General features: G+C 68.2%; 22 protein-coding genes and 1 riboswitch. Of the genes, 16 read left to right on the forward strand and 6 right to left on the reverse strand.

Annotated features, from left to right (window positions below; genetic code table 11):
- Nucleotides 1–9: 9 nt before the first annotated feature.
- Nucleotides 10–909 (forward strand): esterase/lipase family protein, encoded by a 900-nt coding sequence (locus ACR4XJ_RS04010; protein WP_434753983.1) that lies wholly within the window; start codon nt 10–12, stop codon nt 907–909.
- On the opposite strand, the gene ACR4XJ_RS04015 is transcribed toward ACR4XJ_RS04010, so the two are convergent.
- Both ACR4XJ_RS04015 and ACR4XJ_RS04020 read right to left on the reverse strand, forming a co-directional pair.
- On the reverse strand, nt 894–2,075 hold the full coding sequence (locus tag ACR4XJ_RS04015; protein WP_434753984.1) for a glycosyltransferase: 1,182 nt from the start codon (nt 2,073–2,075) through the stop codon (nt 894–896). The genes ACR4XJ_RS04010 and ACR4XJ_RS04015 overlap by 16 nt on opposite strands.
- On the reverse strand, nt 2,072–3,922 hold the full coding sequence (locus tag ACR4XJ_RS04020; RefSeq protein ID WP_434753985.1) for a glycosyltransferase family 4 protein: 1,851 nt from the start codon (nt 3,920–3,922) through the stop codon (nt 2,072–2,074). The genes ACR4XJ_RS04015 and ACR4XJ_RS04020 overlap by 4 nt, the downstream gene beginning before the upstream one ends.
- Nucleotides 3,923–4,271: 349 nt before the next feature.
- On the opposite strand from ACR4XJ_RS04020, the gene ACR4XJ_RS04025 reads away from it, so the two are divergent.
- Both ACR4XJ_RS04025 and ACR4XJ_RS04030 read left to right on the forward strand, forming a co-directional pair.
- Nucleotides 4,272–5,768 carry a diguanylate cyclase gene (locus tag ACR4XJ_RS04025; protein ID WP_434753986.1) on the forward strand — a complete coding sequence of 499 codons (1,497 nt, stop codon included), beginning with the start codon at nt 4,272–4,274 and terminating at the stop codon, nt 5,766–5,768.
- A gap of 180 nt (nt 5,769–5,948) precedes the next feature.
- A complete protein-coding gene (locus ACR4XJ_RS04030) occupies nt 5,949–7,280 on the forward strand; it encodes a LysR substrate-binding domain-containing protein (protein ID WP_434753987.1) in 1,332 nt (443 codons plus the stop codon).
- 15 nt (nt 7,281–7,295) lie between these two features.
- Here ACR4XJ_RS04030 and ACR4XJ_RS04035 read toward each other — a convergent pair whose 3' ends face one another.
- The 3 genes from ACR4XJ_RS04035 to xsc all read right to left on the reverse strand — a co-directional run bounded on the left by ACR4XJ_RS04035 (nt 7,296) and on the right by xsc (nt 11,221).
- Entirely contained in the window at nt 7,296–8,108 is an 813-nt protein-coding gene (locus ACR4XJ_RS04035; protein ID WP_434753988.1) for a GntR family transcriptional regulator, read from the reverse strand.
- A gap of 182 nt (nt 8,109–8,290) precedes the next feature.
- Nucleotides 8,291–9,133, reverse strand: a complete 843-nt coding sequence (gene phnX / locus ACR4XJ_RS04040) for a phosphonoacetaldehyde hydrolase (RefSeq protein ID WP_434753989.1) — start codon at nt 9,131–9,133, stop codon at nt 8,291–8,293.
- Nucleotides 9,134–9,478: 345 nt separating this feature from the next.
- On the reverse strand, nt 9,479–11,221 hold the full coding sequence (gene xsc / locus ACR4XJ_RS04045; protein ID WP_434753990.1) for a sulfoacetaldehyde acetyltransferase: 1,743 nt from the start codon (nt 11,219–11,221) through the stop codon (nt 9,479–9,481).
- Between the two features lie 313 nt (nt 11,222–11,534).
- Here xsc and ACR4XJ_RS04050 point away from each other — a divergent pair, with 313 nt between their 5' ends.
- The 10 genes from ACR4XJ_RS04050 to ACR4XJ_RS04095 all read left to right on the forward strand — a co-directional run bounded on the left by ACR4XJ_RS04050 (nt 11,535) and on the right by ACR4XJ_RS04095 (nt 21,096).
- Nucleotides 11,535–12,914, forward strand: a complete 1,380-nt coding sequence (locus tag ACR4XJ_RS04050; protein WP_434753991.1) for an aspartate aminotransferase family protein — start codon at nt 11,535–11,537, stop codon at nt 12,912–12,914.
- A gap of 29 nt (nt 12,915–12,943) precedes the next feature.
- Nucleotides 12,944–14,053, forward strand: a complete 1,110-nt coding sequence (ald, locus tag ACR4XJ_RS04055; RefSeq protein WP_434753992.1) for an alanine dehydrogenase — start codon at nt 12,944–12,946, stop codon at nt 14,051–14,053.
- Between the two features lie 269 nt (nt 14,054–14,322).
- Nucleotides 14,323–15,078, forward strand: a complete 756-nt coding sequence (locus tag ACR4XJ_RS04060; RefSeq protein ID WP_434753993.1) for an ABC transporter ATP-binding protein — start codon at nt 14,323–14,325, stop codon at nt 15,076–15,078.
- A gap of 77 nt (nt 15,079–15,155) precedes the next feature.
- The gene (locus tag ACR4XJ_RS04065; RefSeq protein ID WP_434753994.1) at nt 15,156–16,220 is read left to right on the forward strand and encodes an ABC transporter substrate-binding protein; all 1,065 of its coding nucleotides are present in this window, start codon (nt 15,156–15,158) and stop codon (nt 16,218–16,220) included.
- 73 nt (nt 16,221–16,293) lie between these two features.
- Nucleotides 16,294–17,091: an ABC transporter permease gene (locus tag ACR4XJ_RS04070; RefSeq protein WP_434753995.1), complete on the forward strand. Its 798-nt coding sequence runs from the start codon at nt 16,294–16,296 to the stop codon at nt 17,089–17,091.
- A 3-nt stretch (nt 17,092–17,094) separates the two neighbouring features.
- Complete coding sequence (locus ACR4XJ_RS04075; RefSeq protein ID WP_434753996.1) at nt 17,095–17,973, forward strand: ABC transporter permease; 879 nt, start codon at nt 17,095–17,097, stop codon at nt 17,971–17,973.
- 43 nt (nt 17,974–18,016) lie between these two features.
- On the forward strand, nt 18,017–18,766 hold the full coding sequence (locus tag ACR4XJ_RS04080; RefSeq protein ID WP_434753997.1) for an ABC transporter ATP-binding protein: 750 nt from the start codon (nt 18,017–18,019) through the stop codon (nt 18,764–18,766).
- Nucleotides 18,767–18,916: 150 nt separating this feature from the next.
- A riboswitch (Fluoride riboswitch) is annotated at nt 18,917–18,975 on the forward strand.
- Between the two features lie 83 nt (nt 18,976–19,058).
- On the forward strand, nt 19,059–20,264 hold the full coding sequence (locus tag ACR4XJ_RS04085) for an MFS transporter (RefSeq protein WP_434753998.1): 1,206 nt from the start codon (nt 19,059–19,061) through the stop codon (nt 20,262–20,264).
- A 108-nt stretch (nt 20,265–20,372) separates the two neighbouring features.
- On the forward strand, nt 20,373–20,762 hold the full coding sequence (gene crcB, locus ACR4XJ_RS04090) for a fluoride efflux transporter CrcB (protein WP_434753999.1): 390 nt from the start codon (nt 20,373–20,375) through the stop codon (nt 20,760–20,762).
- Nucleotides 20,763–20,772: 10 nt separating this feature from the next.
- Complete coding sequence (locus ACR4XJ_RS04095; protein ID WP_434754000.1) at nt 20,773–21,096, forward strand: DUF190 domain-containing protein; 324 nt, start codon at nt 20,773–20,775, stop codon at nt 21,094–21,096.
- 59 nt (nt 21,097–21,155) lie between these two features.
- On the opposite strand, the gene mgtE is transcribed toward ACR4XJ_RS04095, so the two are convergent.
- A complete protein-coding gene (gene mgtE / locus ACR4XJ_RS04100; RefSeq protein ID WP_434754001.1) occupies nt 21,156–22,553 on the reverse strand; it encodes a magnesium transporter in 1,398 nt (465 codons plus the stop codon).
- A gap of 202 nt (nt 22,554–22,755) precedes the next feature.
- On the opposite strand from mgtE, the gene nadC reads away from it, so the two are divergent.
- The 3 genes from nadC to nadB all read left to right on the forward strand — a co-directional run bounded on the left by nadC (nt 22,756) and on the right by nadB (nt 26,477).
- Nucleotides 22,756–23,664: a carboxylating nicotinate-nucleotide diphosphorylase gene (nadC, locus tag ACR4XJ_RS04105; RefSeq protein WP_434754002.1), complete on the forward strand. Its 909-nt coding sequence runs from the start codon at nt 22,756–22,758 to the stop codon at nt 23,662–23,664.
- 1 nt (nt 23,665) lies between these two features.
- On the forward strand, nt 23,666–24,715 hold the full coding sequence (nadA, locus tag ACR4XJ_RS04110) for a quinolinate synthase NadA (protein ID WP_434754003.1): 1,050 nt from the start codon (nt 23,666–23,668) through the stop codon (nt 24,713–24,715).
- Nucleotides 24,716–24,884: 169 nt separating this feature from the next.
- The gene (gene nadB / locus ACR4XJ_RS04115; protein WP_434754004.1) at nt 24,885–26,477 is read left to right on the forward strand and encodes an L-aspartate oxidase; all 1,593 of its coding nucleotides are present in this window, start codon (nt 24,885–24,887) and stop codon (nt 26,475–26,477) included.
- Nucleotides 26,478–26,534: the final 57 nt, after the last annotated feature.

Here is a 26,534-nt window from a genome sequence, read left to right on the forward strand (position 1 = left end):
GGTCCGCGCATGTCCTTGCTGCTGGTGCCGCTGTGCATCGCCCTGGCGGTGGCCGTGGTCAGCTACCTGCTGTTCTTCCGCGCCGCGCGCCGCGACGCCGCGTCCGCGCCACCCGCCGCCCTGGTGCTGCGGGGCATGGCCTACAGCGTGGCCGGGGTGCTGCTGGCCCTGGCCTTCTATCCGTTGGGACCGTGGTTCCGGCGGCGCTGCCGTCCCCGCCCCTTCGCGCCATCGCCCAACGCCCCGTCACGCGGACCGGTCCCCGCCCTGCCCCCGGTCCTGCCTCCGGTCCTGCTGGTCCACGGCCTGTACCACAACGTCACGGCATGGACCCTGTACCGCCGCTGGCTGCGCGCGGCCGGGTTCACCCGTGTGTACTGCCACGGCTATTCCAGCTGGCGCACCGATTTCGGGCTCTTGGTCGATGAACTGGACGAGGCGGTGCGCGACCTGCTGGCCGCCCACCCCGGCGAGCGCCCCCTGCTCATGGGGCACAGCCTGGGGGGCCTGCTGATCCGGGGCTGGCTGGCCGACGCGGCCAACCAGCATCTGGTGGCCGGGGCGGTGACCCTGGGCACCCCGCACCAGGGCAGCAGCCTGGCCCGGCTGGGCGCGGGCCGCCTGGCGCGCAGCCTGGCCTTCCGGGGCGCGCTGATCCGCAGCCTGGAAGCCACGGAGGCTCCGGCCGGGGTTCCCTGCGTGGCTCTGTACTCGCCCATCGACAACATGGTGGTGCCGCAGGAAGGGCTGCACGTGACCACGCCCGGCTGGACCCTGCGCGCCTCGCCCGCCGTGAGCCACATCTGGATGCTCTGGGACCGCGACACCGCCCGGCTGGCCATCAAAGCCCTGCGCGACCTGGCGGACCGCGCCCCCGGCCGGAAAGATGCCGACTACAGCCGGGCGTAGACCTTCAGGTAGTCCTCCACCATCCGGTCCACGGTGAAGCGGGCGCACCACGATTCCTGCCCGGCCCGGCCCAGGGTGCGGGCCAGACGCGGCCGCTCCAGCAACCCCGCCACCGAGGCGGCCAGGCCGCCCCAGTCGCCCTCGTCGGCCAGGGCCCCGGTCACGCCGTCCTCCACCTGTTCCGGCAGCCCGCCCACGCGGAACGAGCACACCGGCACCCCGGCGGCCATGGCCTCCAGCACCACCAGGGCGTGGTTGTCTGCCAGCGTGGGGTACACGAACACGTCCGACGCGGCCAGCAGGGTGTCCAGCATGGCCCGGTCCACGTAGGGCCAGCGCAGCAGGTCGCCGTCGCGTTCGGCGGCGTCGCCGCCCACCATCAGCCCCACGGCGGCGGGCACGGCCCGCTTCACCTCGCTCCACAGGGCCATCCAGCGGTGGCCGCCCTTGAGCATGGCCTGCTCGCCCCCGTGCGCCACGAAGATGGCCACCCGCGCATCGGGCGCGATGCCCAGGGCGGCGCGGGCCTCGTGCGGCGGCGGACCGCCCGCCGGTTCCACGCCGTTGGGCACCACGGTGCACGGCAGGTCCGGAAAGCGCGCGCGCACCATGCGGGCCAGCCAGCCCGACGGGCTGACCAGGACCGGCGCGGCGGCGCGCAGGGCCTGAGCCCGGCGGTCCTGCAACGGCGCGGCGTCGGGATAGCCGCGCGGGCACGGACCGGGGCAGCCGGTACGCCAGCCGTCGCACTCGATGGGGTACACGCAGCCGCCGGTGAGCAGCGAACAGTCGTGCACGGTGACGGCCAACGGAACGGGCGTCATGGGTGGAGCGGGCATACCCGGAACGCCGGGGCCACACCCCCGGACCGCCCGGGTGACGGAGTCCAGACAGGCCGTCCAGTCCAGCGTGGCGTGCAGGTGCAGGGGCATGCCGGGCAGCAGACAGCCGCCCACCCCGGCGGCGGGCACCACGCCGTGCACGGCCTCGCCGTCATCGACCGCGTCGCTATCATCCGGACCGCCGTCCAGAATCTCGCAGGTGCGGTGCACCACCACGCCGCGCCGGGCAAGGCCCCGCGCCAGCATGCGCGCCACCCGCGTGGCCCCGCCCCGGTGGGAAAGCAGGGTATGGAAGTGCAGCGCGGCGGGAAGCCCGATGCTCATGTCCCCTCCCCGCCCCCGTGGGGTTTGTCCGGCTGGGCCGGTTGTGTCGGTTCTGCCGCCTGTGCCGGTTGCGCCCGCTCCAGCAGGTCCTGCTTCAGCGCCCACAGCAGCAGGAAGGTGGCCGCCTCGCGCGCCATGCCTTCTCCCGCCAGCAGGTCCAGCAACTGCCCCGCCGGGACCGGCCGCCGCGCCGCGAACAGCATCCGTTGCAACCGGGCGGGCGGCACCAGCCGTTCCACGCCGGTGTACAGCACGGGAAATTCCTGCTTGCGGTACACGGCCTCGCCCGCGCGGGTCCAGCGCAGCACAAGGTCGCGGTCCAGCAGCGCGGTGGGATAGGCGCCGAACACCCCGCCATAGGGCATGTGCAGCGGGTGGACGGCCTCGCGCAGTTCGCGCAGGGCGTCCGCGTCCGTGTCGCCATCCGGACCGGCCGTGCCATCATCCGGCCCCCCGGCGACGTAGCCGCCGTGCCCAACCGCCTGAAATGGCGCGGGCTGGCGCCACAGCGCCTCCCACAGGTCCAGCCAGCGGGCCGCCACGCCGTCCCAAGTGAATTCGGCCAGCACCCGCGCCCGCGCGGCGGCGCCCATGCGGGCGCGCAGGTCCGCGTCGGTGGCCAGGCGGGCCAGGGCGTCGGCCAGGGCGGGCACGTCCACCACGGTCTGCTGGGCCAGCAGCAGATGGTACTGGCTGTCGAAGAACACCGGGGCCAGCATGTCCACGTCGGGCGTGGCCTGCGGGGCCAGGGTGGGCACGGTGAGGCCGGTTTCGCCGTGCGTCACGATGTCGCGGTAGCCGTCGTAGTCCGAGACCACGGAGGGCAGCCCGGCGACGCCCGCTTCCACCAGGCTCAGGCCGAAGGTTTCCTGCATGTTGTCCACGGGCGAGACGAACACGTCCGCCGCCGCGAACAGCGCGGCGCGCTCGGCGTCGGAAGGCGACGGGACCACGCGGATGCGGATGCCCAGCCGTCCGGCCAGTTCGGAGATGCGGGCCGGGGTGTCATCGCCGGGCTTCACGAACCCGGCCACCACCAGCAGGTAGCCGCCACGGGCCAGGCCCAGCCCTTCGGCGCGTTGCAGGGCGCGCAGCAGGGGCAGCAGGTCCATCTTGGAATAGTGGGCGATGCGCGCGAAGACCAGCAGCACCGGCTCGCCGGTCACGCCCAGCCGCTGGCGCATGTCCGCCCGCAGGTCCGCCTGCCCCGACGGCCTCCCCTCCGCGCCGGACGCCGCGCCAGACGCCGCGCAGGACGCGGCGTTCAGGAAGTCCGCGTCCACGCCCAGGGGAATGCGCTCCACGTGCGGCGCGGGATACGTCTCCTCGTCCAGGCCGTAGGCGCGGCGCAGGTGTTCGAACATGCGCAGCACCACCGCCTGCCCGGCCGTGGAGGTGGCCACCACGGCGTCGCGCGCGGTGGTGCCCGGCCACAGGTGGGCCAGGAACCGAGCGGGATAGCGGGCATAGCTCAGCGAATGGGTAACCCCGGTCACCGGGAACAGCACCGGGGCGTACGCGTTGCGCAGCCGGGCCACGTGCGGCTGGTCGGTGACGCTGTCGGACAGGTGGAAGCAATGGTAGGGCTTGCGGGCCAGCATCCAGGCCAGGTCGTTGCGGGTGGACACCCGGAACCCGTTGCGCGAGGCGATGGCCGGAAACTCCTCGCGCAGGCGGGCCTCCGTGGCCTTGGCCACGTCCAGCCCCGGCAGGAAGAAATGGTACTCGGGAAACGGATCCGCGCGCAGCAGCGCCCGCAAAAAACCCGCATTGGCCACGGGGCGGCCCATGATGTCGCCGGTTTCAAGAAAGGGGTGCAGGGTGCCCCAGGCGCGTTTGGTGCTCATGGTCCAGCAAAGACACAACTTGTCGAGGCTGTCAAACCGGTTGCCGGTGCCGGAAGGCGGACGCCGCGCCGCCCCTGGCGGAGCGTTCATCCCCTTCCGCGAACCGGACGCCCCTCCGCCTTTCCCCCTTCCCCCTTCCCCGGTCATCCATGCCCGATATCCATATCCATGGCCCGGCAAAGCTTGCCGCCCGGCCCGCATCCGGCCCTCACCCGGCCCGCATTCGAAGCCACATGGACCGGTTCTTGCTTCAACCCGGCGAAACGTCGTGTTTTCGACGCCCCGCCGCGCTTGCGCGCCGGTCATACTTCGCCCGTACGCCCGCATATCCCGGGGGGGAGAACGGACCATGAAGAAGACACCGCAACACACCATGTGGACCATGGGCCTTTCCGAGGCCGATGCCGGGCTGCTGGCCGCGCACGCGGGCGGCGACTACCGCATCGTCGCCCTGCCGCCGGGGCGCGTGCCGTCCGCCCTGGAAATGGAGCGCGACGACCCCTGCCTGTTCTGGCTCACGTCCGATGCGTGGAATTCCATTGCCAGCCAGCGCGAAGGCCGCTCGCAACACCTCGACCTGGTCCCCCGCGTGCTGGTGCTGGAGCCCGGCTACTCGCGCGAGGAGATCGAGCGCGCCCTGGACAGCAGCTTCACCGACGTCATCAAGCCGCCGCTCACCCGCGCCCGCGTGCTGGACGTGCTGCGCCGCGCCGTGGAAACGCGCAACCTGTACCACGACATCCTGCGCATGACGCGCGAAATTTTCCTGGAGCGGGAAATGCTGGCCCGCAAGAACGACACCCTGTCGTTCCTGGTCACCTTTCTGACGCGGGCCACGGAAAGCCTGGACCCGGCCGAAATCCTGGGCAACGTGCGCGAGGACCTTGCGCTGCTGCTGCCGGTAACGGCGGTACACGGCATCTTCTGGCCCCCGGTGCCGGAAGGGGGCGCGCTGGAGGCGGAACTGTTCGTGGCCACCGCGCCCGACTGCCCGGTGAACGTGGAATGGGTGGACCTGCTGCTGGAATCTGCCCGGCGGCTGGGCAACGCGCCGGTGGCGGGCTATCGCGTCACCCACGTGCCCGGCATGGCCGAACCGCTCGACCCCGCCGGCTGCGCCACGCAGACAACGCCGGGTCCCGTGCCGGGCCGGGTGATCCTGATGCCCCTGCGCACCGGGGCCGAGGCGTTGGGCGCGCTGGCCATCCTTACCGACGGCAGCCAGTCGATGGGCAAGGACCAGGCCCAGGCGCTGGATTCGGCCATGAAGCACCTGGCCCTGGCGCTGAAGAACGCCATGGTCTACCGCGAGGTGAAGCTGCAGGCCGACCACGACGCCCTGACCCGGCTGCACAACCGCCGCAGCCTGGACGAACGGCTGCGCACCGAGTTCGAGCGGCACCGCCGCTACGGGCACCCCATGAGCCTGCTGCTGCTGGACCTGGACCATTTCAAGGCCATCAACGACACCTACGGCCACCTGGCGGGCGACGCGGTGCTGCGCGAACTGGCCGACGTGCTGCGCCACTCCATCCGCACCACGGACTTCGCGGCCCGCTACGGCGGCGAGGAATTCGTGGTTATCCTGCCCCACACGGACGAGGCGCAAGGGCACATGCTGGCCGAACGGCTGCGCCACCGCATCGAGGAAAGCCGCGTACAACACCACGGCGTACAGCTTTCGGCCACGGTGAGCATCGGCGTGGCGGGCTTTCGCCCCGGCGCGTTCGCCAACGTGGAGGAACTGGTGCGCGAGGCCGACCGGGCCCTGTACCTGGCCAAGTCCAACGGCCGCAACGTGGTGTGCACCATGTCCGGCTGCGAGGACGCCAAGGCCACCGGCTAGCCGGGCGGCAAAGACGACGCAACGACGCGGGGCGTCCCGCCTGCGTTTTGCGGCCCCGGCATCCAATCCCGCCCCTCTCCCTGCTATCTAAAGCGTCGCATTCGCGTTGCCCAAAATCGAATCCGGCGATATCGTTCCGTGCGGTCAATGGCGGTTTCCGAACGATCAACGGAGACGGACATGGAGCTACGCGATCTCAGAACCTTTGCGGCAGTGGCGCGCCTGCTCAGCTTCCACCGCGCGGCGGCGGAACTGAACGCCGCGCAGTCCACGGTTTCCGCGCGCATCGCCGCGCTGGAAACGGAACTTGGCGTCCGGCTGTTCGAACGGCTGGGCAGGCGCGTGGCCCTGACCGAAGCCGGTGAACGGCTGGTGCAGTACGCGGCCAAGCTCATCGACGTGGAGGACGAGGCACGGGCCTGGGTCACCGGCGAATCGCGCCTGCGCGGCATGCTCACCGTGCGCGTGCCGGAATCGCTCTGCGCGTACCGCCTGCCGCCGGTCATCGCCGCATTCCGCCGCCGCCACCCCGAGGTGGCCCTGCACCTGGCCGCCTGCACCCTGAACGGGCTGGAAAAGGACCTGCGCCAGGGCATCACCGATCTGGCCTTCGTCATGGCCGACAGCGTGCGCGGGGGCGACCTGAACGTGGAAGCCCTGGGCGTGGAACGGCTGGTGCTGGTGGCCGCGCCGCACCACCCGCTGGCCACGCGCGGGCGGGTCACCGCGCGCGACCTGCACGGCGTCACGCTGGCGCTTTCCTCGGCGGATTGCGCCTACCGCGCGGTGATGGAGGAAGCCCTGGCGGCCGAAGGGGTACAGCCCGCCGCCGGGCTTGAATTTTCCAGCGCCGCGGCCCTGCGCGGCTGCGTCGCCTCCGGCACGGGAATCACCCTGCTGCCCGAGGCCGCCGTGCGCGACGACCTGCGCGCGGGCACCCTGCGCGCCCTGGCCTGGGCGGACCAGCCCTTCGAAACGGCGGTGCTCATGGTGCGCCACCGGGGCAAATGGGTGCCGCCGTACATGGACACCTTCATGGCGCTGTGCCGCGCCGCCTGTGCGCAGGACGACGCCGCCGGGGCGGCATGGGCCGACATGTTCCCGCCGGAGCCCGTCCCCGCCGGAAATGTGGACGCTTCCGCCGCGCCGGGTGCTCCGGGACACGACACTGTGGATATTGACGCACCGCAGGACGCCGGAGCTACCGACGGTGGCGAAGCCGCGTCAGAAGGCCCCGGCGACGGGCCTGCCCCCGACTTCGCGGCCGACCCGCCCGGCACGGGGCCGGACATGGACATGGCCGCCCTCGACGAGCCGTTCATGGAACCGGACGCGGCCCCGGATGCCACCCCGCCCCCGGAGCAGCCCCCCTCCGCCCCGGAACAGGCCCCCTCCCCCTTGGAGCAGGCCGCGCCGCTGCCGGAGCCTGACCGCTCCGTTGCGCAGGAGCGGGCTCCGGAACCCGCGCCGGAAGCCCCGCAGTGGCTGTCGCTGCTGCCGCCCAAACGCTAGCGGCAGCCCCCCTGCTCACCTCCCGGCGGAATCCGTCCCGCCGGTGCCGCCGGGGTCCACCAGCCTTCCGGCCAGCGGGGTCTGCCCCGCCTTGCCGTCCTTGTCGTAGACGTACCCACCGATGGCGCACCGGAAGCGGTACTTGTCGCCCCGGTGCAGGGCGCGGCTGAATTCCACGGCCCGTCCCTCGTCGTTGTAGACCACGCTCTCCACCCAGATGCACGGGCAGTTGTCGCCGATCTTCAGGTACTTGCGCTCGTTCTCGGTGGGCATCACCGCGCCCAGTTCCTGCCGCGAATGCAGCAGGCGCATGCCGTAGTCCTCGTGCAGGATCTTGTAGAGCACGGTGTCCAGCTTCTTTTCCAGCAAGCCGGGCACCAGGTCGGTGGGCAGGATGGAGCGTTCCAACACCAGCGGCACCCCGCTGGCCAGCATCAGCCGGTACAGGAAGAGCACCGGCTGGGTCACGGCGATGTTGAGGTGTTCGGCCACCCCGGCGTCGGCGAACTCGATGCCCGCCGCTATGGTCTTGTAGTGCGGCTCCAGCCCGGCGCTGGCGATGTCGTCGTAGTAGGTGGTGATGCTTTCCAGCGAACGGGTGAGCACCGGGCTCTTTTCGGACAGCAGGAACGTGCCCTTGCTGCGCTTGCGCACCAGCATGTGGTCGTTGACCAGCTTGTCGATGGCCTGGCGCACCGTCATGCGGTGCACGCCGAACATGGCGGCCAGCTCGTTCTCGTTGGGGATCTTGTCCCCCGGCTGGTACACCTTGTTCCGGATCTGCCCGGAAAGCCATTCGTAGATGACGAGATACTTGGATTTGGCCATGTCCTTCCCATGGCCGCGCGCGCCATTGCGCGCCGCGCGGCACAATTCCCCCTCATGTCCCGGTTCCGGGCCGTCCCGATGACGGCAGGCCACAGCCCGTACCTTCGGGTCATGCCCGCGTATCATGGATGCGCGCTCCAGGCCAGCCCCCGGTCCATCGTGCGAAACGTCACGCAGCGGCTTCATGTCGGGCATGGCGTCTCTCCCCGGGCAAGGCGCGACTCGATGGCCTCGATGACGGAAAAGCAGTCGGCGATGGAATCCACCACGTAATGCGCCCCGGCCTCGCGCAGGCGCGCGGCGGCCACGGCCACGCGCCCGGCCAGCAGGTCCGGGTCCATGCGCGCCGCGTCCGCCTCGGAAAGGCCCACGTCGCTGCCGGTGCGCACCACGGCCACGGTCCACATGCCCGCGTTGCGCCCCTCGTGCACGTCGGCCACGGTGTCGCCGATCTTGACCATGGATTCCATGGGATGCACCCCCAGCCGCATGGCGTTCAGGTAGCACATCCACGGGTACGGCCTGCCCGCGGGCACCTCGGATGCGTGCACCACCACGTCGGGGCTGTAGCCCTGGCGGGCCGCCTCGGGCGCCAGCACTTCCATCATGGGGCCGGTGTACCCGGTGCACGAGCCAAGGCCCATGCCCCGGCCGCGCACCAGGTCCACGAATTCCGCCAGACCCGGCACCGGCGCGGCATGGGCGGCGATGGTGCGCAGCATCAGCGGTTCAACGTCGCGGTACACCGCGTCCACGGCAGCTTCGCCGGGGGCGTGCCCGTGCGCGGCGCGCCAGCGGGCCGCCACGCCGTCCATGGCCAGCATGCGGCGCACGTGCTCGCGCTTTTCGCTGCCCATGGGCTCGCGCGCCTCGGCCACGGTCACTGCCACCCCGTGCAGGGCAAAAGCCTCCACGAACACAGCGGCCGGGCCCAGGCAGCCGTGGTCCACGGCGGTACCGGCCCAGTCCAGCACCACGGCCCGCACCGGACCGTGGTACACACGGGTGCGAAGAAAAGGTTTCATGCTCACCTGCACTTGGATGTGGGGGAAGGGAAACGCTCACGGGAGCCCGAGCTGCCCCGGATGCTGCCCCGGATGCTGCCCCAGACGCGGCCCGGACGCGGCCCGGATGCTGCCCCGGACGCGAGAAAACGCCGTGCCGTGGGCCGGGAACGGGACCGGCACCCCCGCGAGGGTGCCGGTCCGTGTTCCTGTACTCGGGGAAGGGGGGAATAGCCCCGCCCTTCCCATGTAACTGCAAATGGCGCTGGCGGCGTGCCGGGTCCGGGCATCAGCCATGACCTGTCCGGGTTCATCCTCGCGCGCCGTCCGGCGCGCCGCCGTTGCCGTATCGCCGTTTCGCGGCGGCTACTTGGGGAAGTGCCGCTTGTCCAGGTGTTCGTACTTGGGCAGGTGCCGGGTGGGCAGGGCCAGGGCGTCGCGCCGGAACGGCGGGGCCAGGCGCGTGCCGTCGGTCATGATCTCGATGACCGAGGGCTTGCGGCTCTTGCGGGCGGCTTCCAGGGCATTGGCCAGGTCGGCCTGGGTGTTGACCGTGTAGCCCACGGCGCCCATGGCTTCCGCGATCTTGGCGTAGGAGTTGGACCAGATGTCCGCGCCCACGAAGCGGTTGTTGTAGAAGTCCACCTGGTTCTTCTTTTCCGCGCACCAGGCCCCGTTGTTGTACACGGTGGCGATGACCGGCAGGTTGTACTGCACGGCGGTGGGCACTTCGAACAGGCTCATGCCCCACGCGCCGTCACCCACGATGGCCACCACGGCGTCTTCCGGGCAGGCCAGCTGCGCGCCAAGGCCCGCCTGGTAGGCGAAGCCGGTGTTGCCGAAGGTCAGCGTGGCCACCGAGCGCTTGGCGTTGCGGAAGCGCAGGTAGCTGTTGGCCGTGGACGAGGTGTTGCCGATGTCGGTGGTGGCGATGGCGTTGTGATCGGTGACGAAGCGGCCCACCACCTCCAGCGCCTTGCGCGGGTGCATGCGGCCTTCCATCACCGGTTCGTCGGCGATGGCCGCGATTTCCTTGTACCAGTCGTCCAGCTCGGCCTTGACCTTGGCGTACACGGCCTCGTCACGCTTGGGATTCGGAATGGCCTCGCGGACGCGGGCCAGCAGTTCCACGGAGGCGTCCTTGGCGTCGGCGCACAGGCCCACGGCCACGGGGTGGGTCTTGGCGATGTGGCGGGGGTTGATGTCGATCTGGACGATCTTGGCCGTCTTGGGGAAGTAGTTGATGTCGTACTGCGGCAGGGTGCCGAAGTAGGACAGCCGGGTGCCGATGGCCAGGATGACGTCGGCCTGCTGCAGGATGCGCATGGCCGCCTTGGAGCCCATGTAGCCGATGGGGCCGGTCCACAGCGGATGGTCGCAGGGGAAGGCGTCGTTGTGCAGGTAGGTGCAGGCCACGGGGGCATTGAGATGCTCGGCCAGGGCCTTCACCGTTTCCAGCGCGCCGGAATCGACGACACCGCGGCCGGAGACGATGACCGGGCGCTTGGCCGACTTCAGCACTTCCACCGCGTCGCGGAACTGCTCGGGGTTGCCGATGCCGCCGGGGGCCACGCGGTACTGCGACGGGGCCAGGATGTCCTCGTCCAGTTCGCCGTAGAAGTAGTCGCGCGGGATGTCCACCAGCACCGGGCCGCGTTCGGCGTAGGCGATGCGGAAGGCCGTGCGCATGATGTCGGCGGCGCGCTTGGGATGCGGCACCCGGAGCGACGCTTTCGTGATCGGCTTGAACAGGTTCCAGGTGTCGCATTCCTGAAAGCCGTCCCAGCCCACCGAAATGCTGCCCGCGCTGGGCGAAATGAGCACCATGGGCGTGTGGGCCATGTTGGCCGTGGCCACGGCCGTGACGTAGTTGGTGATGCCGGGGCCGTTCTGGCCGATGCAGACACCCGCCTTGCCGGTCATTCTGGTGAAGGCGTCCTCCATGTGGCCCGCCGTCTGTTCGTGGCGCACCGAAATGAAATCGATGCCCGCCGCCGGAAACAGGTCCAGCAGGTCCATGAAAGCGGAGCCGAGAATGCCGCTGACATGGGTGACGCCTTCCTGCACCAGCACTTCCGCCATTGCTTCACTGGGGGTCATCTTGGGCATTTCAAAGCCTCCTGGGGGGTCGTACCGTGCCGCCTTTACCTGACAATGCACGGTGTTGAAGTAGTTTTACGCCGAGTTCCCGCCCGTCGTAAAAAACGCTTGACAGAAAAATAGCAAAGCCTCATTTCTTTGTCTAGACAAAGCGAAAAAAGAAGGCCGGAACCTTCTCCCTTTCGCCTCAATTTTCTGGAGGACCGCCCGGAACACTGCCCATTAACGGATCATATCCGCATCATTCCCGCCCGGAGGTACGCTTCCCGCGGTCCGCATTACAGGTGCCCTCGTTTTTTCCTGACAACACAAGGAGCAGGACATGAGCCCCAGCCTGAAGCATGACCCAGCGGCATACGCGGCGGCCGACATGGCCCACGTATGGCATCACCTCGTCCAGCACCAGGCCCTCGCCGGCAAAGGCCCCATGATCGTGGTCGAAGCCGACGGGCTGAAGCTGCGGGACATCAACGGCAAGGAATACCTGGACGCCACGTCCGGCGGCGTGTGGTGCGTGAACGTGGGCTACGGCCGCGAACGCATCGCCAAGGCGGTGTACGAACAGCTCAGGGTCATGCCCTACTATGCCGCCACGGCCGGCAACATCCCCTACATCGAGTTCTCCCGTAAGCTGATCTCGCACATGCCGGGCCTGTCGCGGGTCTACCTTTCCAACAGCGGGTCCGAGGCCAACGAAAAGGCCTACAAGATGATCCGGGCGCTGGCCCACATCTCGGGCAACACCGCCAAGAAAAAGATCCTCTTCCGCGCCCGCGACTACCACGGCACCACCATCGGCGCCCTGAGCTCCACCGGGCAGGCCGAACGCAAGGAATGGTTCGGCCCGTTCGTCCCCGGCTTCGTCGAATTCCCCCACGCCTGCTGTTACCGCTGCGCCTTCGGCAAGACCTATCCCGGCTGCGACCTCGACTGTGTCAAGGCGGTCGACCGCATCATCAGGGAAGAAGGTCCCGAGACCGTGGGCGGCCTCATCGTAGAGCCCATCACGGCGGGCGGCGGGGTCATCCCCCCGGTGGCCGAGTACTACACCGAGCTTTCGGCCGTCTGTCGCCGCCACGGCGTGCTGCTGATCATGGACGAAGTGGTCTGCGGCATGGGCCGCACCGGCACCATGTTCGGCTACCAGCACTACGGCGTCACCCCGGACATCGTGACCATGGCCAAGGGCGTGGCCAGCGCCTACATGCCCATCTCGGTCACCGTCACCACCGAAGACCTCTTCAAGTCCTTCCTGCACGACCCGGCCGACAAGCTGGCCTACTTCCGCGACATCAGCACCTACGGCGGGTGCGCCGCCTCGTGCAGCGCCGCCCTGGAGAACATGAACATCATCGAGGAGGAAAACCTGCTCGAAAACGTGAAGACCATGGGCGACTACCTGCTGGCGGGCCTGCGGGAACTGACTGTTCTGCCCAATGTCGGCGACGTGCGCGGCAAGGGCCTGCTGTGCGGCGTGGAACTGGTGGAAGACAAGGCGAGCAGAAGGCCCCTGCCCGAAGGCAAGGTCATCCAGGTGGTGGGCGAAATGGCGGCGGGCGGCGTGCTGGTGGGCCGCACCAACCGCAGCCTGCCCGGCCACAACAACATCATCAACATCGCCCCGGCCTACGTGGTCACCAGGGATGACATCGACGTCATTCTCCGCGCGCTGCGCGCGGCCATGACCAAGGTGCTCGGCTGATACCCGCAATCACCCCACAGGAGCATCCCATGCAGGTCGGTATTCTGAAAGAGATCAAGGTGCTGGAGAACCGCGTGGCCATGACGCCCGCGGGTGTGGTCGCCATGCGCGCCCACGGCCATCAGGTGATGGTCGAAACCGGGGCGGGAGCGGGCGCGGGGTTCTCCGATGACGAGTACGTGGCCGCAGGCGCGGTCATGTCCGACGCGCGGACCATCTTCGCCCAGTGCGGCATGGTCATGCACGTCAAGGAGCCGCAGCCGTCGGAATACGGGCTGCTGCGCAAGGACCAGATACTGTTCACCTACCTGCATCTGGCCGCCGACGAGGAGCAGACCCACGCCCTGGTGGCGGCGCGTAGCGTGAACATCGCCTACGAGACCATCCAGAAGGCGGACGGCTCCCTGCCGCTGCTCACCCCCATGTCCGAGGTGGCGGGGCGCATGGCCATCCAGCAGGCGGCCAAGTACCTGGAAATGCCCGCCGGAGGCATGGGCAAGCTGCTTGGCGGCGTGCCCGGCGTGGAACCCGCCGTGGTGGTGGTCATCGGCGGGGGCGCGGTGGGCATCAACGCGGCCAAGATGGCCTGCGGCCTCGGGGCCACCGTGTACCTGCTGGACAAGAACCTGGACCGGCTGCGCTACCTCAGCGACGTGATGCCGGCCAACTGCATTACCATGATGTCCGGCCCCTACGCCATCCGCAAGCTGCTGCCCCAGGCCGACGTGGTGGTGGGCGCGGTGCTGGTGCCCGGCGCCAAGGCCCCCCACCTGGTCACCCGCGAAGACCTGAAGGTGATGCGCAAGGGTTCCGTCCTGGTGGACGTGGCCATCGACCAGGGTGGCTGCTTCGAAACCTCGCACCCCACCACCCATGCCGATCCGGTGTACGTGGTTGACGGCGTGAGCCACTACTGCGTGACCAACATTCCCGGCGCGGTGGCCATGACCTCCACGGCCGCGCTGACCAACGCCACCCTTCCCTACGCCCTGACCATCGCGGACCTGGGGTGGAAGGAAGCCTGCCGCCGCCACGAGGACATCCGCAAGGGCCTCAACGTGGTGGACGGCAAGATAACCTACCCGGCCGTGGCCGAAGCCTTCCGGCTTCCGCCCATTCCGGTGGAAGAGGTATTGTAAGACGGGGAGTCCGGGTTCGGCCGGTCCCCGCGCGGGGGCCGGCCGGGTACGCCCGGCCCCCGAAGTCATGACGACGACGCGGAATCCGCCGCCCCTGTCAACGCGGCGGCCCGCCTCCTCCGTATCCGGCCGGATGGCCCGGTCGACCCCGACCGGGCCGCCCGGAGCCGGACACGGCCAGACCCGGACAAATCCGACATGGACAAGTCCGGCCTGGTCCGGGTCCGGATGCGGAAGGAGCGGTCGCCCCCCGCCGATGGAGCGTACCCGTGCAAGATGCCGCAAGACCACGAACCAAGATCGAAGTATGCAATCTCACCAAGCGGTTCGGTGAACTGCTGGTGCTCAACGACATCTCCTTCTCGGTGGCCGAGGGCGAGTTCGTAGCCATCGTCGGGCCCACGGGCTGCGGCAAGACCACCTTCCTCAACGCCCTGTCCTGTCTTTTGCCCGCCTCGGCCGGCCAGATCCTCATCGACGGCACCCCGGCCGATCCCAAACGCCACAACATCTCCTACGTCTTCCAGGAGCCCACCTGCCTGCCATGGCGCACCGTGCGCGAAAACGTGGCCTACGGCATGGAGGTCAAGGGCCGCCCCCAGCGCGAGATCGACGAGCGGATGGACAACATCCTCGAACTCGTGGGGCTGACCCAGTGCGCCAACCTGTACCCCAACCAGATATCCGCCAGCATGCAGCAGCGCATCGCGGTCTCGCGCGCCTTTGCCGTGGACCCCGACCTGCTGCTGATGGACGAGCCTTACGGCCAGTTGGACGTGAAGCTGCGGTTCTACCTGGAGGACGAACTGGTGAACCTGTGGCGCAAGCTGAAAAGCACCGTGCTGTTCATCACCCACAATATCGAGGAGGCGGTCTACGTGGCCGAACGCATCCTCGTGCTTTCCAACAAGCCCACGCGCATCAAGGCGGAAGTGAAGGTGGACCTGCCCCGTCCGCGCGACTTCATGGACCCGGAATTCGTGCGCATCCGTGAACACGTCACGGACCTCATCAGATGGTGGTAACCCCGCAAGGGAACTCGGAATGGCAAGAGCATACGCCCCAGACAGTCTACCGTAACCCGCTTCAAGGAGGTCTGACCATGCTTCGGATGAAACGTTGGGTTGGATTTGCGGCTGCCGTGATGGCCCTTCTTGCCATGACGGCGACGGCCTTCGCCGCCGAGGTGAAGGCACTGGATACGACGTGGCAGGCGGAGCACGAAACGTTCGTGCCCTGGTATGCCAAGCAGCAGGGCTGGGACAAGGCAGCCGGGTTCGATTTCAAGCTGCACATGTTCGATTCGGGCATGGCCCAGATCGAAGCCCTGCCCGCCAAACAGTGGGTCGTGGGCGGCACGGGCGGCGTGCCCATGATGTTCGGCGCGCTGCGCCAGAACGCCTACCTCATCGCCATCGCCAACGACGAGTCGGTGACCAACGCGGTGCTGGTGCGCCCGGACAGCCCCATCCTGAAGACCAAGGGCTTCAACCCCAAGCACCCCGAGGTGTTCGGCTCGCCTGAAAGCGTCAAGGGCAAGACCATCCTCGCCACCACCATCTCGTCCGGCCACTACGCCATGAGCCTGTGGCTGAAGACCCTGGGCCTGACCGACAAGGACGTTATCATCAAGAACATGGACCCCGCCCAGTGCGTGGCCGCGTTCGAAAAGGGCATCGGCGACGCCGTCGTGCTGTGGGCGCCGCAGATGTACAACGGCCTCAAGAAGGGCTGGAAGGTCGCCTCCGACGTCAAGACGGCCGGCGGCTTCGTGCCCATCGTGCTCATCGGCGACAAGGAATACTGCGACAAGAACCCCGAAGAAGTGGCCCGTTTCCTCAAGGTGTACTTCCAGGGCATCGACGCGCTGCGCTCCGAAGGCGTGAAGCTGGCCCCCGAATACGCCCGCTTCCTCAAGTGGGCCGGCCTGAACATGACCGAGGACGAAGCCAAGATGGACCTTGAGCTGCACCCGGTGTTCACCCTGCAGGAACAGCTGAAGATGTTCGACGCCTCCGCCGGCGAAAGCCAGGTGCAGGCATGGCAGAAGGACCTGGTGAAGTTCTTTACCGACCTCGGCAAGCTGAAGCCCGCCGAAGGCGAAAAGCTGCTGACCGGCTACTACATCACCGACAAGTTCCTGAAGCTGGTTCCCACCGTGAAGTAACCCGCTTTCCCGCGGCGCCCGTTCCACCCTGGGCGGGCGCCGCTCCCCTCCACCGCCGACACCGGAGGCATGCATGACCGCATATCGCGAGGTTGTCGTAAGAACACCGCTGGCGCTGAAGGTGCTGCCCGTCGTCAGTGTGGCCACGTTCTTCATCGCTTGGGAGATCATCGTGCGCACCGGGGTCGTGCCGGATACCATGCTGGCCGCGCCTTCAACCGTGACGCAGCTTCTGTTCGACAAGTTCACCAACGTGGATCCCGACGGCGCCCTGCTGCACCAGCACGCCTGGATCAGCATCCAGGAAGCCTTCGGCGGATATTTCCTGGCCCTGGCCGTGGGCCTGCCGCTGGGGCTGGCCATGGGCTGGTTCAACGTGGCCGAGGGCCTTGCCCGGCCCATCTTCGAGATCATCCGCCCCATCCCGCCGGTGGCGTGGATACCCCTGACCATCTTCTGGTTCGGCATCGGACTGCCCGGCAAGATATTCATCATCTGGCTGGGGGGGCTGGTTCCGTGCGTCATCAACGCCTACGTGGGGGTCAAGATGACCAACCCCACGCTCATCCAGATGGCCCGCACCTACGGGGCCAGCGACTGGCAGATTTTCCGGCAGCTGTGCATCCCCTCGGCCCTGCCCATGGTGTTCGGCGCGTTGCAGATCGCGCTGGCCTGCTGCTGGACCAACCTGGTGGCCGCGGAACTGCTGGCCGCCGACGCGGGCCTGGGGTTCATGATCACCATGGGGCGGCGGCTGGCCATGCCCGAAATGGTGGTGCTCGGCATGTTCATGGTGGGGCTGACCGGCGCCTTCATCGGCGTGATCATCGACAAGGTGGAAAAGCGGCTGCTGGCCGGGATCAGGAGGTAGACCATGTCGCAGGAAGCCACGTGCAACGCCGCAGGCTCCTCCATCGCCAACGAGACCGTGGGACAGGTGGTGGACCGCGGCCCCCTCAGCCTGGGGCGCATCCTCACCAACCGCTGGTTCCTTCATACCGTGTCCATCGTCGCGTTCTTCTGGCTGTGGGACTGGCTGGCCCGCTCCAACGTGCTGGGCGGGGGCAGCAGCGCCCTGGCCCGTCCGTACGAGGTGCTGGACCAACTGGTGGTGCTCGCCCATGAGGAACTGGCGGAACTGACCCTGTGGGGCCACGTGTGGGCCAGCACCCAGCGCGTGGTGATAGGCTTTACCATCGCCGCCGTCATTGCCGTGCCCCTGGGGCTGTTCATGGCGCTGAACCGCTACGTCAACGCCATCGTCAAACCATTGTTCGACCTCCTGAAGCCCATGCCGCCCATTTCGTGGATATCCATCTCCATCCTGTGGTTCGGCATCGGCGAGACGTCCAAGGTGTTCATCATCGTGCTCGGCACCTTCGTGCCCTGCCTGCTCAACGCCTACAACGGCGTGCGCCTGGTGGAGCCGGAACTGTACGACGTGGTGCGCATGCTGGGCGGCAAGCGCCGCGACGAAATCCTGCACGTCTGTTTTCCGGCCTCGTTCCCGGCCATCTTCGCGGGGTTGCAGATATCGCTCAGCATCGCCTGGACCTGCGTGCTGGCGGCCGAACTGGTCAGCGCCCGCTCGGGCCTGGGGTACATCATCGTGCAGGGCATGAACCTGTCGCAACCGGCCATGGTCATCGGCGGCATGGCGGTCATCGCGGCGGCCGCGTGGGGCACCACGCTGCTGGTCACCGCGCTGGAACGCAAGCTGTGTCCGTGGAAGCGCAAGATCGTGGGCCTGTAGCCCGACCGCCGGAACCGCACACCCGTAAGGAAGGGACGACGCCGTGATCGAATGCCGCAACGTGAGCAAGACCTTCATCCAGAAGGGCAAACAGGAAGTGCCGGTGCTCGAGGACGTGAGCATCGACGTGCAGGCCAACGAATTCGTGGTCATCCTCGGCCCCGGCCAGAGCGGCAAGAGCACGCTTTTGCGCATCATCGCCGGGCTGGAAACGCCCACCACCGGCACCGTGACCCTGGACGGGGAGCCCGTGACCGGACCGGGGGCCGACCGGGGCCTGGTGTTCCAGGGGTACATGCTCTTTCCGTGGAAAACCGTGCTCGGCAACGTGGAAATGGGGCCGAAGCTGTGCGGCCTGCCCAGTAACGAGGTCCGCGACCTCGCCATGCACTACATCGATCTGGTCGGGCTTTCCGGGTTCGAGAAGCACTACCCGCACCAGCTTTCCGGCGGCATGAAGCAGCGCGTGGGCATTGCCCGCGCCTACGCCAACAAGCCGCGGGTGATGCTGCTGGACGAGCCCTTCGGCCAGTTGGACGCCCAGACGCGCATCTTCATGGAACAGGAAACCGAGCGCATCTGGCAGACCGACAAGCGCACCGTGATCTTCGTGACCAACAACACCGACGAGGCGCTGTTCCTGGCCGACAGGATCGTCGCCATCGAAGGCAAGCTGCCCGGCCGGGTGCAGCGCACCTACACCGTGGACCTGCCCCGCCCGCGTGACCTGACCAGCATGCGTTTTCTGGAAATGCGCCGTGAACTCATAGACGCCTCGGTGCTGACGCTGTAGCCCGTGCGACGGCGGGCTGCCGCACCGAACGGCCAAGGGCCGGTCCCCTCGCGGGGGACCGGCCCTTCTACGACGAGCCGGAGGCCATCAGGACAATGCGGCCTGGCGGAGTGCGGCACGGGGTTTACTTTCCCTGCCCGACCGGGTAGTTTCGGAACCGGGAATGGAGTTTCCCCTGAACCGCGCTAGCTGATAACTCCTACCAACTCTGAAGGCGTTGGTGGGCTATTGCAAAGACAACCACGTTTTCGACGTGGTTGTCTTTTTTGGCATGGTCCGCACGAGGTGCAGCATGTTCAGGGCGCTCATCGGTCTTCCGCGCAACATCTGGCTGATCGGACTGATCAGTTTCTGCAACGACAGCGCCAGCGAAATGCTCTACCCGGTCATTCCGCTGTACCTGTCCTCGGTCCTGATGGCCGGGCCGCGCGCGCTCGGCATCATCGAGGGCATCGCCGAAGCCACGGCCAGCCTGCTGAAACTGTTTTCCGGGGTGGTCATGGACCGCCACCGCGCGGCACGACCGTGGATCATCCTCGGCTACGGCCTTGCCGGGTTCGGCCGCCCCCTGATCGCCTTTGCCGGAAGTTGGGGCTGGGTCCTGCTCATCCGCTTCGCCGACCGGGTGGGCAAGGGCCTGCGCACCTCACCGCGCGACGCGCTGCTGGCCTCCTGCGCCGGTCCCGAACAGTGCGGGCTGGCGTTCGGGCTGCACAGGGCCATGGACAACGCCGGGGCCGTGGCCGGGCCTTTGGCGGCCTTCGGGCTGCTGTCCCTGGGCATGCCCCTCAAACACATCTTCCTGTGGGCATTGCTCCCCGCCGTGCTCTGCCTGTGCCTCTCGCTGGGAGTACGGGAACCGGCGCCCGCAACGCGAAGCCGCGAACGGAGCGCCATGGACTGGCGTCTGCGCGGCATGCCGCCGGTGTTCAAGAGATACCTCACGGCGGTGGCCCTGTTCACGCTCGGCAACTCCTCCAACATGTTCCTGCTGCTGCGGGCCGGGGAGCTCGGCGTTCCGGTGGAGCGGATACCGTTGCTGTGGGCCGCCGTTTCAGCGGTCGCCATGCTCTTTTCCGTGCCGCTGTCCGCCCTGTCCGACAGGCTGGGACGCCCCGCCGTCCTGCTGGGCGGGTACGGCGCGTATTGCCTGTTTTACCTCGCAATGGCCGTCGTCGGCGACAACAGCGCTGTTCTCTTCATCCTGTTCGGCTTCTACGGCCTGTTCATGGGCGCGACCGAGGGCGTCGAAAAAGCCTTCGTCGCGGACCTCGTGGACGCCGACCGGCGCGGAACCGCCTTCGGGTGGTTCAACCTGGTCGCCGGAGCCCTGCTGCTGCCCGCTTCGGTCCTTTTCGGCTTCCTGTACCAGACGGTGTCCCCGGCCTGCGCGTTTCTCTTCTCGGCCGGGTGTTCCCTTCTGGCGGCCCTGCTGATCGGCCTTTTCGTCGCGCCCCCGCCACGGCGGCGGCATGAGCCCGGCGTTGCGCGGAACTAGCGCGGAAGAAAACACGCAACCCGTTGGCGGACAATGCACACGGACCATGCCATGTCACGGCATGCACAAGATACTCACCCATATCGAGCGGCGACAACCGGAGCACACATGATCAAGTCAATCATCTGCATCAGCGCGGGCGCGTCCATGGGATCGGTTCTGCGATGGGTTTTCGGCCTGATGCTGAACGGCGTCTTTCCGCCCATCCCCCTCGGCACGGTGGCGGCCAACCTGCTTGGCGGCTATTGCATAGGCATTGCCGTAAGCGCCTTCAACGCATTTCCCCACCTGGCGCCGGAATTGCGCCTGCTGGTGATTACCGGCTTTCTCGGCGGGCTGACGACGTTCTCCACGTTTTCCGCCGAGGTGGGCGCGCTGTTGCAAGGCCAACGGATCATGACGGCCGTCGCCGCCATCACGCTCCATGTGGTCGGTTCCCTCATGATGCTGTTTCTGGGGATGGGAACCTTTGCCGCTCTCAGGACAATCTTGCGATAGGAGACGACACATGCACGGCTACCAGCTCACCTTCTTCACCCAGCAGGGGCGTACGCACGGAATGTTGAGCATAGCGGAATGGCTGCTCAGGGAAGCCAGGGAGATCGGCATCAAGGGGGCCACCGTTGCCGCCGCGCAGGGTGGCTACGGCCGCGACGGCAGATACCATTCCACCCGTTTCTTCGAGTTGGGGGAACAGCCGGTGGAAGTGACCATGGCGGTCGGCCCCGAGCAGGCGACGCAGTTGTTCGCCAGAATCGGGGAAGAGGACCTCAGGATTTTCTACATGAAGATTCCCGTGGAATTCGGCATCACGGGAGAGGACCCGGAATAGCGGGAGCCCGGCGGCCCCGGATGGCCGCAACGCGCGCGGCCGGGGCCGGTCGCCCGGACTCAGAACAGAACCAGCGTGGCCAGCCCCAGAAAGATGAAAAACCCCGCGCCGTCGGTGAGCGCTGTCAGGAAGATGCTGGACGCCTGCGCCGGGTCGCGCCCCACGGCCCGCAGGATGAGCGGGATGGACGCCCCGGCCAGCGCGCCCAGCAGCATGTCCAGCAGCAGCGCCAGCGACATCACCGAGGCCAGCTTCCACGACCCGGAGAACGCCCACACCGCGCACAGCACCAGCAAGGCCACGATGGCCCCGCTGGACAGGCCGATCTTGGCCTCGCGCAGCACCGCCCACCACGCCTTGCGCCGGTCGAACCGCTCCACCGCCAGTTGCCGGATCATCACCGCCAGCGCCTGCTGCCCGGTGTTCCCGGCCTGGTTGGCCACCATCGGCATCAGCACGGCCAGCACCGCCATCTGGGCGATGGACCCTTCGAACATATATACCACCGACGCCGACACCGCCGAGTTCAGCATGTTGATGACCAGCCACGGCAGCCGCTTCAGCACCGATTCGTGCCACGGCGTGTCCACGCTTTCGTCCGTGCCCGCGCCCACCATGCCCAGCATGTCCTCGGACGCCTCGTCGTGGATGATGTCGATGATGTCGTCGTGGGTGACCACGCCCAGCAGGCGGCCCTCGTAGTCCACCACGGGCATGGCCATGAAGTTGTAGTGGCCCAGCAGGTGCGCCACCTCTTCCTTGTCCTGGTCGAACAGCACCGAGATCAGGCCCTGGTTGCGCACCTCGTCCTTCAGCTTGTTGCCGGGCTTGCAGAGCATGATGTCGCGCAGCGAAAGCACGCCCACCAGCCGGTCCTGCTCGTCAACGACGTACGCGTAGTAGGGGATTTCCTTGTCCTCGATCTCGGCGCGGATCTGCGAGATGGCCTGGTCGGCGGTCAGGCCCTGGTCGAGGATGATGATCTCGGTGTTCATGACCCCGCCCGCGGTATCCGGGTCGAAGGCCATGAGATGGCGGATTTCCTCGGCGTCCTCGGTTTCGAGGCTGCTCAGCAGGACGTCGCGGTGGTCCTCGTCCAGTTCGTCCAGCACGTCGGCCGCGTCGTCGGGCGACATCTCGGACAGGATCTGGGCGGCCACGTCGGCGTCGAGGTTTTCCAGCAGGTCGACGCGCACGTGCTCGTCAAGCTCGGCCAGGGCGTCGGCGGCGTCCTCGGCGGGCAGGTGGCGCAGCACGCACACCTGGCGTTCCAGCGAAAGATTCTCCAGATGGTCGGCTACGTCGGCGGGGTGGGCGAATTCGGCGTCCTCGCCCGGCGTGGCGGGGTCGCGGCATTCCTCGGGCAGCACGATGGTCCGGCAGGCGTCCCCGTCGTCGCGGGGGGCGCCTTCCACGCATTCGCGGTCGTGCTCGTGCCCGTGTTCCTGCCCGGTCATGGAATTCCCTCGCTGCATGGCGCGCCCTGTCCCCCCCTCACATGCCCGGCCCGCGTGGCGGGTTCGCGACATCGGCTTGACGAAACCGGGGTGGGCTCCTACTACACGGCAAGCGCCATTTCCGCCGTTTTTCGCGCCCCCGCCGCACAGGCGCGGCGCGGGGCACCCTGCGTGTACCATCTAGCCAGTGGCGGCACAATCCATGTCATCGCATACCGTACCGGATTTCGACACCTTCTTCGCGGAGCAGCCCCGCGAGCACCTGCTGGCCGCCATCGACCTGGCCCTGCTGGAAGACGGCCCGGATCTGACCAGCGACGCCGTGTTCGGCCCCGTGGACCGGCTGGCGGCGGAAATCGTGGCCAAGCAGCAGACCCTGGTGGCCGGGCTGCCCGTTGCCCCGCTGGTGATGGAGCGCTGCGCCGCCCTGCTGGAAAGCCCGGTTGTGGGCGGCTGGACCTGGAACCCGCACACCGCCGACGGCGACGAACTGCCCCCCGGGGCCATCGCCGCCGACATCGAAGGCCCGGCGCGGCTGGTGCTGAAGGCGGAACGGGTCATCCTGAACTTCATCTGCCACATGTCCGGCATCGCCAACCTGACGCACCGCTACGCGCGTGAACTGGAAGGCACGGCCACCCGCCTGCTGGACACCCGCAAGACCCTGCCGGGGCTGCGCTTTCCCGAAAAATACGCCGTGCTGGTGGGCGGCGGGCAAAACCACCGCCGCACCCTGGCCGAAATGCTGATGCTGAAGGACAACCACATCGACGCGTCCGGGTCCATCACCGCCGCCGTGGCCGCCCTGCGCGCGGCCTACGCGCCCTGCCCGCCCATCGAGGTGGAATGCCGCACCCCGGACGAGGTGCGCGAGGCCGTGGCCTGCAAGGTGGACCGCATCATGCTGGACAACATGGACCTTGCGCTCCTGCGCGAGTCGCTTACACTGGTGCCCCCCGGCATCGAAACCGAGGCCAGCGGCGGCGTCACCTTGGAAACGCTGCGTTCACTGGCCGAGGCATCCCCCCACGGGCCCGACTTCGTCTCCGTGGGCAGGCTTACCCACTCCGCCCCGGTGGCGGACTTCAGCATGCGCATACGCAAGGCATGACATGACCGCACAGCAGTCCCAGAAGGAGCGCATCGCCGCGCTGCGCGCCGCGCTCGGCCCCAACCTGACCATCATGGGCCACCACTACCAGCACGAATCGGTCATCCGGCACACCGACCTGCGGGGCGACTCGCTGGAACTGGCCCGCCGCGTGGCCACCATAGACGCCGCCAGCATCGTGTTCTGCGGGGTGTACTTCATGGCCGAATCGGCCGCCCTGCTGGCGCGCCCCGGCCAGAAGGTGTACCTGCCGGAGCATTCCGCCAACTGCGTCATGGCCCAGATGGCCCCGGCCGAACGGGTGGACGCGGTGCTGCGCGCCCTGTCGGCCGACGGCCGCAAGGTGGTGCCGCTGGCCTACGTGAACACCTCGCTGGCGGTGAAGGCCGTGGTGGGGCGGCACGGCGGCGCGGTGTGCACCTCCGCCAACGCGCGCACCATGCTGGAATGGACCCGCAGGCAGGGCGACGCCGTGCTGTTCCTGCCGGACAAGAACCTGGCCCGCAACACCGCCAACCTGCTGGGCATTCCCGAAGACAAGCGCCACATGCTGGACGTGCGCGCGGCCAGCTTCGCCGCCGACGCGCTGTCCGGCGAGGCCCGCCGGGCGGAACTGCTGATCTGGCCCGGCTGCTGCGCCATCCACGCCCGGTTCAACCTGCGCCAGATGGAAACCGCCCGCGCCGCCCACCCCGGCTGCCGCATCGTGGTGCATCCGGAATGTTCGCCAGAGGTGGTCAACGCCGCCGACGCCGCCGGGTCCACCACCGCCATCATCCGCTTTGCCGACAAGGCCCCGGACGGCTCCACCGTTATCGTGGGCACGGAAATCAACCTCGTGCGGCGGCTGGCCCGCCAGCATGCCGGGCGGCTGACCGTGCTGCCCCTGCTGGAAAGCGCCTGTTCGCACATGGCCCGCGTAACCGAACCCAAGCTGCTGCGCACCCTGGAAGGGATGGCGGCGGGCACGGAAACCCCGGTCACGGTGCCCATGGACCTGCACGAACCCGCCAGGGTTGCCCTGCAACGCATGCTGGACGCCTGTGCCTGAGCGGGCGTAGAGATTACGGACGGCCCGCGCGACGCCCGCCGACAACGGGGCGTCGCGCGGGCCGACCAGCATCCTGCGCCCGGCAGGGGCCGGGGCCCGGAATCCGGAAGGCCCGGCACCCGAACGCCGCACCGCATCCCCCACTCCCTCCTCTTCGCAAGGGACGGCCATGAACAATTCCACCTACCGCCTGCACACCCCGGTCCTGGTCATCGGCTCGGGCATCGCCGGGTGCACCGCCGCGCTCACCCTGGCCGACCGGGGCATGGAAGTCACGCTCATCAACAGCGGCCAGCACCTGGACAGCGGCAACTCGGCCCTGGCCCAGGGCGGCATCGTGTTCCGCGCGGGCGACGATGACCCCCGCCTGCTGGAAACCGACATCCTCATCGCCGGGCACCGCCACAACCACCTGCGCGCGGTGCGCCACATCGCCCGCAACGGCCCCAAGGCCGTGCAGGACATTCTGGTGGACCGGCTGCACATTCCCTTCGCCAAGGGCCGCACCCCCGAATGCGAATGGGACCTGACCATGGAGGGCGGCCACGGCGCGCACCGCATCCTGCACTGCGCCGACTACACCGGCCGGGCCATCATGGACGGGCTGATGGCGGCGGTGAACGACGCCCCCAACATCCGCGTGCTGTCGGAACGCACCGCCGTGGACCTGCTGACCAGCCACCACCACGCCCGCAACAACGAATTCCGCTACCAGCTCAACAACCAGTGCGTGGGGGCCTACGTCTTCAACGAGCAGTTGCGCCGGGTGGAGACCATTCTTGCCGACATCACCGTACTGGCCACCGGCGGCATCGGACAGGTGTACCTGCACACCACCAACAGCCCGGCCTGCATCGGATCGGGCGTCGCCATGGCCAGCCGCGCCTTCGTGCGCACCGAAAACCTGGAGTACGTGCAGTTCCACCCCACCGCACTGCTGCACCGCAGCTCGCGCCGGTTCCTGGTCACCGAGGCCATGCGCGGCGAGGGCGGGCGGCTGGTGAACGGCAGCGGCGAGCACTTCATGGAGCGCTACGACCCCCGCGCCGACCTTGCCCCGCGCGACATCGTGGCCCGGTCCATCGTGGAGGAAATGCTGCGCAACGGCGAGGAATGCGTGTACCTGGACGCCCGCCACATGGAGCAGGACCCGGCGGAGCGCTTCCCCACCATCTTCGCGCGGTGCCTGGAACTGGGCATCGACATCCGGCGCGACCTGATCCCCGTGGTGCCTGCCGCACACTACTTCTGCGGCGGCATCCTCACCGACCTCACGGGCCGCACCACCCTGGAACGGCTGTACAGCGTGGGGGAATGCAGCTGCACCGGCGTGCACGGGGCCAACCGCCTGGCCTCCACATCGCTGCTCGAAGCGCTGCTGTGGGGCCGCACCGCGGCGGAAGACATCGCCAGGCGCTCCGGCGGCCAGCGCGGCCTTGGCAAACGCCTGCGCGATTCCATTCCCGACTGGCAGTCCTCGGGCGACGAACGCAACGACGACCCCGCCCTCATCGCGCAGGACTGGGCCACCATCCGCCACACCATGTGGAACTACGTGGGCATCACCCGCACCCGCAGCCGGTTGCAGCGCGCCTTCGAAGACCTGCGCGACCTGTCGCGCCACCTGCACGACTTCTACAAGCGCACCCCGCTCTCCAAACCCCTCGTGGACCTGTTCCACGGCTGCCAGACCGCCTACATGGTGACCATGGCGGCGCTCAGGAACAAGCAGAGCCTGGGGTGTCACTACCGGGTGGATTAGGTTTTCATTGTGGATCGGGCTTCATTTTTTGTATGCCTCCGGCGGGCAGGGGGATTC

It is taken from the genome of Nitratidesulfovibrio sp. D1 (assembly GCF_051133415.1).
Taxonomy (GTDB): Bacteria; Desulfobacterota; Desulfovibrionia; order Desulfovibrionales; family Desulfovibrionaceae; genus Cupidesulfovibrio.